This window comes from Phycisphaerae bacterium, assembly GCA_035384605.1.
Classification (GTDB): domain Bacteria; phylum Planctomycetota; class Phycisphaerae; order UBA1845; family PWPN01; genus JAUCQB01.
Genome location: DAOOIV010000039.1, coordinates 33416 through 43070, shown reverse-complemented (window position 1 = coordinate 43070; position 9655 = coordinate 33416). Strand labels below are relative to the sequence as shown.

Below are 9655 nucleotides of genomic sequence, written 5' to 3'. Positions count from 1 at the left end.
TCCTGAAGGAGACCGTCCTGTCCCGGCGGCCGTTCCCGCTTCCGAACCGCATCTGGATGACCGCCGACGTCACGTTGACCATGGAGAGCGGAAGCCGTTGCTCGTGCAGCGCTTCCTGCATGAGGTCATGGATCTCCGCAGGCGCCCCCTTCGGCGGCACCTCGAACGTGATGCGCTTGCGCTCGTTGCCGACGATGGAGAGCCGCATCTGCCGCATTCTCACCTCGGTGATGCGGTCGGCCGGGTCGGTCGGGAAAGCGAACGCGCGGTTCTTGAGCCCGTTCAACTCGTAGGGGTGCGAATTCCTGTTCTCCTCGCCGAGTTCTTCATGCAGAATAGTCCGGGCGAAGAGTTGTTGCAGGTCCTGCTTCAGGTTCTTGTCGCCCTGCGCGTAGAGGTCGAGCGTGCCGTCCACGGGGTCATAGACAAAGACCACCTCGAATGCGGGGTTCTGCCGCCGCCGCTCGAACCGCCCCTGGTCGTCGTATCCGATGAACGTGTCGGTGTAGTCCTTCGGGTAGCCGAAGAAGTAGTGGTAGCGATCCGCCCGGATGTAATGCTCGACGTTGCACCATTTCCCGCGGCCCTGATTCTCCCGGTAGTAGGCCCCCAGCGCGTCGCCAAGTTCCTTGATCGCCCGGGCGGAAAGGTCGGGCTGCTTCCTGGGCATGTCTTTCCGTTTGCGCCAGTAGCGGCCATTGAGGTGGTCGGCGCGGTCCAGGATGGAGACGAGGCCGAACAGTTCTCGGTGGTTGAGGAAGACCCAGAAGGCCTTGTTGAGGAAGCCATCGTGGGCCTCGAGTTGCGTCGCCAGGTCCACGTCGGGGTCGTGAAACCCGCTCTCGTCTATCAGCGCCCGCGTGCCGTCCTCAGAGGCCAGGTCGAAGATGTCCCGGAAATCCTGTTCGACGTCCTCGACCTTATCCTCGGGCAGGGCTTGCCACGCGGTATAGACGGCATCGACGTCCGTCTCCTCGAGGTTGTCCCAATCGATGTCGCCCAGTTCGCCTCGGGCTGTGAAATACTCCCTGAGCAGCGCGTTCTCCGCCTGCCGCAGGAACAACCTGGGTGCATAGTCGTTCGCCATCGGCCGCTCCTTACTACCTCATCTGTTGTGGGAAGCGGCCGATGTGACGCTGTACGCCGACCACCTTCCCCTGGATTCTGAACTCGCCCGTCCGCACGTGGATGGGCTGCATCCGGCTGTTCGCCGGGTCGAGCCGGACGCCGTCGCCCTCACGGTGGAACCGCTTGAGCGTGGCCTCGTCGTCGATGAGCGCTACGATGACGTCGCCGTCCTCTGCGGTCTCCTGCTTGCGGATGATGACGTAGTCGCCATCGAGGATGCCAGCGTCGACCATGCTGTCGCCGACCACCTGAAGCGCGTAGCCGCCGCGCCCGCGAAGCAACTCCTTGTTCACGTGGAGCGTCCCGGTCTCGTGCTCAATGGCCTCGACGGGGCGACCTGCCGGGATGCGGCCGACGATGGGCACTTCCACGCAGCCGCAGGGCACGCGCTTGCGGCCCTTGACGATGAGCGACCGCGCGCCCAGTTCGCCGCGCTCCAGGTAGCCCTTCCGCTCCAGTTCCTTCAGCAAGTGGAAGACGCTGGAACTCTTGATGCCGAAGGCCTCGCCGATCTCGCGCACCGTCGGCGGCATGCCGTGGTCGCGGATGAACGCCTTGACCCAGGCCAATGTCTCTCGCTGGCGGGGTGTGAGTTCCTTCATCTTCAGTTCTCGTTCTTTCTGCGGCAGGCCATAAACTGCTGCATCTAATCCGCAAATTCCAAGTCGGTGATCTTCGCTTCCGCGCTTCCTTCTTGCCATTCGTCAGGCACCAGTGGTGCTTGGTAGAACTTTCCCCGTTCCATCTGCCAAACGTATCCTGGCTTCAGTGGTTTGCCGGGGGTGAACGAGGAATCAGACACGAGGACGGGGTGATAATCCTCCTCCGAGATGACTCGGCCGCTGCCATCCTTGAAGAAGACGGTCACCTCCACGGACCTCAGCGTGCGATTTCCACGGTTCTTCAGTTTGAACTCGACGCCCGGCACGCGCTCGTCAAGAACGGTCGTGTAATACTGGGACTGAAAGTCGTACAGATCGAGTTCGCCCAGATACGTTTGCTTTTCAGGCGAGTCCAGCCCCCCTATGTTGAGGTCCTTAGGGGTTGCGAAATCGACCTCGGTCACCATTGCCTGAACATTGCCCTCCTGCCACTCTGTGGGAACGTCCTTCGCCTGATAGAACTTGCCACGCTCTATCTGCCATACATAGCCCGGCTTGAGAGGCTTGCTGGGTCGCATCGAGAATTCCGACAGCAACACGGGGTGGTAGTCCTCTTCTGCGATGACATTCCCACCTGCATCCCTGAAGTACACCGTGACCTTGACTTTGCTGAGTGTCCGCTGGCCGGTATTGCGCAACTTAAACTCCACCCCCGGAGCCCGCTCGTTGAGGACCGATGTGTAATACTTGGCCTTCAGGTCATAGAGGTGAACGAGCTTGATATAGTCGGCCCTCTCTTGGGCGCTTCGATCTGGATCAACAGATCCTTCTCGCCCCGGGCGCACAATGTCACCTGCCCGAGACGATACGGATTGAGCGCCTGGAGCCGGAAATGCTGTTTCGGTAGCTTCTGGCCTCGAAGGCCGGTCCGGCCCGACAAGCAAGGCCAACAGGATGCCAAATACACATCCGAGACCTTGTGTGACATAGTAGGCTTTGAGGCTTCCAGCAGACAGCAGGCGACGAACCACAAGAAAGCCGAGCGCACCAGCAACCGCGATGCCCCCGATGAGCCCGAGATACAGACCTGCTCCAGGGCTTACCTGCGTGGCGAAAAGAGCGCCGAATGGATTGTCCTTGATGTCTGGCGAATCCAGGATGGAGCCGACCTTCCAGACGAGCGCCCCCATCCAGAAGACCGCCAATGTGCCCCACGCCTGAACAGCAAGAAATACGGGTGTGATCCACTTGCCCTTCACCACAACAGCCACGTAAGTGGCCATGGCAAGAATCGACACGCCGAGCACAATCTTGCCATCACCGGAAATGCCCGTCACTCCTCCGGCCCCTAACTTTATCCATATGAACAGAGGCGACAGCGCCAGAACAAGAAGCCCACCTCCTGCCGCCCATGCTGCAATCTTGAGCGGAGTGTCAAACGCACCAACCCCGTTGGCCTTCGCCGGAATCGTGAGGCACACCTCGGCGGGTTGCCTTGTCTCCGCCTCATTGCGGGTGGCGGTCGCAGGCTTCGTCTGAGCTCGGCTGGGATCTTCGATCTTATTCAGAGAGACCCTGACGAAACGAACCGTATTTCCGCACTTCGGGCATCTGATGTCGCGGGTGAGGTAGGAGGTCTTCCCACGCCCCAGCGCGCCGCAGCTCGGGCACTTCATGCGAATAGTTGCCTCTTCTGTCATGGCTCTATCTCCTCAGCAATGCGGTTGACGCCGGCCTTTGAGCCCAAGTGCCTTGGGCCGAACGCCACCAGTCTATCTAACGCACGTTAGAAGTCAAACGCTTTTTCGCCGTCCCGCATGTGCTTCCGCCAGGGGCCTTTTGAGAAATGAAAGAACCGGGCAGGAATCCCCTTGGCTTTTTCGCCCGGATGAGCAAGGGTGTGATCGTGATTGGCGGAGCAAGTGGCCGCAGGACAACATGTTAGGAGAACGTGGCCCGATGCCGAGAATAGCGTTCTACACGCGGATCAGCACCGACGAAGACCACCAGAAGTACTCGCTCGACGCCCAGAAGGACCGGCTTGATGCCTACTGCAAGAGTCAGTACGGCGACGACTGGACGCTCCACAAGGTCTACCGCGACACCGAGAGCGGCACGCACATGAACCGGCCCGGCTTGGAGGAGATGCTCTACGACGCCTCGGTCAAGGCGTTCGACGTGCTGCTGGTCTTCCGCGTGGACCGGCTCAGCCGCAAGGTCCGCGAGCTCGCCCAGATGGTGGATGAGCTGACCAAGCAGAACATCGTCCTCAAGAGCATCACCGAGCCGTTCGACACAGCCAACGCCGCCGGGAAGATGATGCTCCAGATGCTCGGCGTCTTCGCCGAATTCGAGCACGCGACCATCGTCGAGCGCACCAAGGTCGGCATGGAGAAGAAGGCCAAGGGCGGCGACTTCGTGGGCGGCATGGTGCCCTACGGATACCGGCTCGAACCGGAGCAGGGGCTTGTCCTCCGCGAGGAAGAAGCGCTCGTCGTGAAGAAGATGTTCTCGATGTACGCGCTCGGCAAGGAAGGCACCCAGACCATCTGCAAGAAGCTCAACGGTTCCGGCTGCCGCAGGCGCAGCGGCAAGAAGTGGGACAAGCGGGTCATCATCAACATCCTGCGGAACCCCGTCTACGTCGGCAAACTCCGCTGGCGCGAAGTCGTCTATGAAGGCAACCACGACGGCATCGTGTCCGAGGTGCTCTTCAACCAGGCCCAGGAAATTCTGGACCAGCGGCGGGAGGACGTGAGCGGCAGGCGGTGGAACAACGGCTCGCGGCTGCTGTCCGGCCTGATGAAGTGCAAGCGGTGCGGACGGCCGATGGTCGGCATCAGTTGCCACCGGAAGAAGGACGCGGGCAGCATCCCGTACTACGTGTGCACCAAGCGGCTCTCGACGCACGACTGCGACCAGGACTACGTTCGGGCGGACCTCCTGGAGGCGGCCATCGTCCAGGACATCAAGGCCATGTTCCAGGACGAGGACCTCATGACGCGTATCTGGGCGGAGGCCAACCGGCGGCTCGACTCCGAGAAGCCGGACCTCACGAAGGACATCCGCCGGGTGGAGGCGCACATGGCCGACGTGCGGGCCCGCATGGAGCGCTATCTGGAGGCCTTCGAGACGGGCAAACTCGATGCCGACACCTGCAACGGAAAGGTCCGCGATCTCAAAGAACAGCTGGCCGAGTTGGAGACTGAACGGACGGACCTCGAGGAGCGGCGCGAACGGCTGAGCCTGCCGGAACTGGACCGCGAGTTCCTGCGGAAGACCCTGGCGGACTTCGAGGAGGTCCTGGCTTCGGCGGAGAACGCAAAAAAGAAGCACCTCCTTCGCCAGTTGGTGAAGAAGGTGCTCGTTCATAGTCGCGATACGGTTGAGGTCTGGTACGGGTTACCCGCACCCGACCCAGCTCGTATCGCGGGAATAATGGCTCCCCGAGTAGGACTCGAACCTACAACAACCCGGTTAACAGCCGGGTGCTCTACCATTGAGCTATCGGGGAATCCTGGGCTTGCTCGCGGCCCAGATCTTCATTTCGGATTGCCGGCTGCGAGGCGCGGGAGTGGCAGTTTCGCCCCGATGCGCCCGGCCAAGCTCGGCACTCCATATACCTAACTTTATTCGTTTTCGGCAGTGAGTCAACCCCCGGATGCATCCCGTGCAGGGGTAATCGAAGGCCAAGGCTGATTCCAGGGCAAGTACCTGAGCCGGGCGAAACTGGCGGAGATTGGAGGCGCGGCCCAAAAGACGAACTCCAACGAGGAGATTGCCGCCGGCCGGCCGGCCGGCCGACGATCCGTGACAGTCTGGGAGCTTTTTCGGAACCCCTACCTGAAAGAGTACCGGTGTCAAGGGTTTTCTCTCGGCAGGGTGCGCGTTTTTCTCCCTTGGTCTGCGACCCTCGTTATGAACGGCGAGACGAGGCCGTCTGATCCTTTTCCACCGCCGCGGACTGGGGTGCGTCACTTCGAGGCACCTGTCAGCCCTGACCACGCTGGGGCAAGCCGCACACGAGCTTCTGCTCACGTTCTTGTCCGACGGTCGCCCACTCAGACCGCGCGCCGTGAGCCCCAAGCCATACCTCCGTGATTATTACCCCGCGTTATCGCAGGGATCGAGAATCCCTTGGGACGGCACGTGTTTAGCGAGCTGAGGGCGCGGGAGCAAGGGCCAAGAATGGCCGGAGGTACTCGACGGAGTCCTGGCTCGGTTGGTAGCAGGTGGCAGCCAGACTGGTGAGGATCTCCCAGGTGCGTTTGCCGCGCAAGGTCTTGTTGCCGCAGGACGATTTGCGGGCGATGACCGCGGGGCGCAGGGCTCGCTCGGCCCGATTGTTGGCGGCCTCCAAGGACGGGTCGTCCAGGAAGGTGAACAGCCGGCGGCGTCGCTTGCGAATGCGCTCGGCCACCTTGGCGGTTGCGGGCGTACCGGGGGAAGGTCTTCGATGTACGGTTCGCAGCGATGAACATCGGTCACCGGCCCGCCGCAGCGTCTCCCCGCCCAAGGCCAACCGCCTTTGTGCAAGCCGCAACCCAAGCGCCCAGTAATCCGAAAACATGCGCAAGCCGCACAGGTGTCTGGCCGTAAGGTCTTATAACTTCACGGACCCGGATCATAAAGCGGTCAGAGGTCGAGGGTTTCGCGCGTGCACTTGACATTCCTGAAATATGCGGCCGCACGGTTGCGCAGACGCGAGAAACCTGCGGAAGTCGAACCGGAGGAGTCCGACGCCGCCCACCAGCCGGGTCCAAGGCCACGACGACTGTGCTCTCGAAGTGCGAGAGAGGCGAGATCTTTTTGCAGGTGCGCACGACGAATAAAGGAAAAGCCCGCGGAAGCTTATCCGCGGGCTTTCTCGCAGTCAGCTAAAACAACTCCAATGCAGACTCCGGGCGGTTTGCCGCAACCTAGGGGATCAATACTGAATCGGTCTGCACGCCCGCAGTTGACATGGTGAGCATGTAGTTCGCCTGCCACGGCTCCAGGGTCCCGCTGTTATTGCCCAGTTGCACGTGCTTCATGTTCACGTCCGTGCTGGTGGGCGTCCAGATCAGGTCTTCATCGGCCCCACAGAGGGGGTTATTATACCACTTCGCGTGGCCGTCCACATACGACACGTTCTGGCCTTCGCGGCTGTGATTGCGGGAGTTGAGCGACTTGTGCTTTCTGTTAATGGCCTGCACCCATTCGGCGGCGGTGGTCGTACCATTTCCGTCAAGGTCACCGGGTGGCGGCATGCCGGTGGCCTGCGCCGTCTGATCATAGTCGTATCTGCCATACACCGGGGTTGGCCGCGTCTGAGATCGAACCAAGTTCGAGAACGGATTGCGATCCGCGGCTAGTGCTCTGCGCGGATCCTGCGAATTGGTCATAGCAACGCCGTATGAGCGGCCGGCCGAGCTCGCCGCTTCGTGGCTCAACTGGAAGGAATAGCTGAAATCGGAGCATTCGCTACTGTTGTTGGAGACCGCAGCACCGTCAAAGTCAAACCATCTGGACTCCTGTCCGGGCTGCAGCGCCGGACCGGAACCCCGCCACAAGTTGGCCGCTGTGGCGTTCGGTTCCTTCGGATCACCGACAATCGGATAGGGGTTGGGTCCTGACGTCTTGTGCCCCAAGGCGCGAGGGCTTGGGCAGATCACCTGCTTCGGCTGCAAATATGCTTTCCTGCCGCCCATCAGAAGCTTCCAATAGGAGCGAGTGTTGCTGCCGTTGTCTTCGGTCCCGGAAGGGGTCGTGGCGGTAACAGTGATAAAGCCATCGGGCAAACCTCTGTAACGTCCGATATTCGTATGCATGGCGGTACCGGCCACAAGATTGCTTGGCCGCCATGCCGTCGGAAAGCGATGCTGATTGGACTCGCTGTAAATGACGCATGCCTGGGCAATGGCTTTCAGGTTGGCTGCGCAACTGGTGCGCTTGGCGATTTCGCGAGCCCGCGACAGCGACGGCAACAGAATGGCGATCAGCAGCGCGATAATCGCTATCACGACCAGAAGCTCAATAAGTGTAAAGGCCCCTCTCTTGCGGGGCGACGCTCGTTCACTCGACATGACACGCCTCCTTAGGTTCCAGAAAAAGCCTATCACAAAACGTCGACCATAACCGGATGCCGGCCGCCTGCCAAGCCGCCGTCAGGACGCCCTGCGGGGTTCGCGTGAGGCATCCTCAGCCTGTCGGCCCCGACGTCGCCACGCGGGTCGGGGGTCCGGGCTCTGCCGGATTGCTCTACACGTCGCGTGCCAAACGCCAAGTCTCTTTGCGAGCCTTCCAAGAGCTGTTCCGCCCCCCTGTTCACATATCGTTGGTTCATTTCAACCAACCAGTGGTTGAAATGAACCAATTCGGGATGGTTCGCGTCACCATCGTGAAGAAGCCGTCATTTGTGATTCTGGAGGATAAGAGTCAGTCTGGCTTAACCATGCAGGTCTCGGAGAGAATCAGCGCGAGGTGTTTGCGGAAGAATTCATCCGAACAAATCCCTGATGCCGGGGGGCGATCAACTATTCTCCGCCTTCGGGCAGTAACCCGAACTTCGACATACGGTATCGCATCGCCTCGCGGCCGATCGACAACAGTCGAGCCGCAGCAGAGGCATTTCCACCGGTCTGCTTCAGCGCGCGCTCGATCAACGACCTCTCAAGCTGCTCAAGGTCGATAGGGGTACCTTCATCCAAGTTGCGCTCCGCCCGCGTGATCGGGTCCGCCCTGACCGGCACCGGCAGGTCTGCGTCGTCGATGGTCGAGCCTGAGATGCTCAGGGCGGCCCCCTCCAGTGCATGCTGGAGTTCGCGTACGTTCCCGGGCCATTGGTGTTGGCGCAGCGCCTCCCTGGCCGCCGGCGTCAGATTCAGGCCCGCGATCCCGTACTTGGCCGCAAGTCGGGAACAAAACAGGTCCGCGAGCAGCAGAACGTCGTCCCCACGTTCTCGAAGAGGCGGCAAATGGAAGGATATGACCTTCAGCCGGTAATAAAGATCCTCGCGAAATCTGCCCTCCCTGATCAACGACTCAATGTCCCGATTGGTGGCCGCGATGAGACAGATGTCGATACTTCGATCTCGCGTCTCGCCGATCCGTCTGACCGTGTGGGTCTCCAAGGCGCGCAGGAGTTTGGGTTGCAGCGCCGCAGGCAGATCAGCGATCTCATCCAGAAAAAGCGTGCCGCCGTCCGCCGTGGCGAACATGCCGGGTTTGTCGGCGGTCGCCCCGCTGAAGGCGCCCCTTGCGTGCCCGAAAAGTTCCGATTCAAACAGTTCCGCGGGCACCGCGCTGCAATTGAGGGCAACGAACGGTCCGGTACGATGCTTGAGCGACGCGTGGATGTTGTAAGCAAGCAGATCCTTGCCGGTGCCAGTCTCACCTGTGAGGAGAATTGCGGGCATGTCGAGGCCGGCGGACACGGCTCGTGCGGCGAGTCTGCCCACCTGCTCGCGGATCGCGACGATTCGCGGGCAGTTGCCGACCAGTTGAACCTGTCTCAACTGTTCCGCCTGGGCGCTGCGATACTGCTCGAGTCGTCGGCGGGCGTGCGACGCCGACCATACACGGTCCACAGCCACCGCAAGGACGTCGAGATCCACCGGCTTGGTAAGAAACTCGGCGGCTCCGCGCTTCATGGCGTCGACCGCCACTTCCACGCTCCCGTAAGCGGTTACCACGATTGCCTCAACGTCGGGCGACTCAGTCTTGATCTCCGTGAGGAGGTTCAACCCGCTGATACCGCCAAGCCGCACATCCAGAATGAGCATCTGCGGCTGGAAGCTGCGGAACTCGCCCATGACCTTCTCGCCGGCATGTACGAGCCGGACCTCATGCCCGGCGTCCGTAAGGGCATCGCCCATCGCTCGCGCCAATCCGACTTCATCCTCGACAATTAAGATCCTGGGCATGGCAGACCTCGGCCGATTCCA

General features: G+C 61.2%; 7 protein-coding genes and 1 tRNA gene. All 8 read right to left on the bottom strand.

The genetic code is table 11. From position 1 onward, the window contains the following. Positions 1-1087: hypothetical protein (locus tag PLL20_10765; GenBank protein ID HPD30468.1), on the bottom strand; the 1087-nt coding region annotated here is incomplete at its 3' end. Between the two features lie 13 nt (positions 1088-1100). Further along, the gene (gene lexA, locus PLL20_10760) at positions 1101-1730 is read right to left on the bottom strand and encodes a transcriptional repressor LexA (protein ID HPD30467.1); all 630 of its coding nucleotides are present in this window, start codon (positions 1728-1730) and stop codon (positions 1101-1103) included. Positions 1731-1774: 44 nt separating this feature from the next. Beyond that, positions 1775-3430, bottom strand: a complete 1656-nt coding sequence (locus PLL20_10755; protein HPD30466.1) for a hypothetical protein — start codon at positions 3428-3430, stop codon at positions 1775-1777. A 241-nt stretch (positions 3431-3671) separates the two neighbouring features. Further along, a complete protein-coding gene (locus PLL20_10750; protein ID HPD30465.1) occupies positions 3672-5102 on the bottom strand; it encodes a hypothetical protein in 1431 nt (476 codons plus the stop codon). A 67-nt stretch (positions 5103-5169) separates the two neighbouring features. Beyond that, a tRNA-Asn gene (locus PLL20_10745) sits at positions 5170-5244 on the bottom strand. 639 nt (positions 5245-5883) lie between these two features. Continuing rightward, the gene (locus PLL20_10740; GenBank protein ID HPD30464.1) at positions 5884-6300 is read right to left on the bottom strand and encodes a transposase; all 417 of its coding nucleotides are present in this window, start codon (positions 6298-6300) and stop codon (positions 5884-5886) included. A 349-nt stretch (positions 6301-6649) separates the two neighbouring features. Further along, entirely contained in the window at positions 6650-7795 is a 1146-nt protein-coding gene (locus tag PLL20_10735; GenBank protein HPD30463.1) for a prepilin-type N-terminal cleavage/methylation domain-containing protein, read from the bottom strand. A gap of 450 nt (positions 7796-8245) precedes the next feature. After that, entirely contained in the window at positions 8246-9634 is a 1389-nt protein-coding gene (locus PLL20_10730) for a sigma-54 dependent transcriptional regulator (protein ID HPD30462.1), read from the bottom strand. Positions 9635-9655 lie beyond the last annotated feature (21 nt).

Coding starts and splice junctions, on each gene's coding strand:
- lexA (HPD30467.1), bottom strand. CDS start 1,730: ATGAAGGAACTCACACCCCGCCAGCGAGAGACATTGGCCTGGGTCAAG.
- PLL20_10730 (HPD30462.1), bottom strand. CDS start 9,634: ATGCCCAGGATCTTAATTGTCGAGGATGAAGTCGGATTGGCGCGAGCG.
- PLL20_10750 (HPD30465.1), bottom strand. CDS start 5,102: ATGAACGAGCACCTTCTTCACCAACTGGCGAAGGAGGTGCTTCTTTTT.
- PLL20_10740 (HPD30464.1), bottom strand. CDS start 6,300: ATGTTTTCGGATTACTGGGCGCTTGGGTTGCGGCTTGCACAAAGGCGG.
- PLL20_10755 (HPD30466.1), bottom strand. CDS start 3,430: ATGACAGAAGAGGCAACTATTCGCATGAAGTGCCCGAGCTGCGGCGCG.
- PLL20_10735 (HPD30463.1), bottom strand. CDS start 7,795: ATGTCGAGTGAACGAGCGTCGCCCCGCAAGAGAGGGGCCTTTACACTT.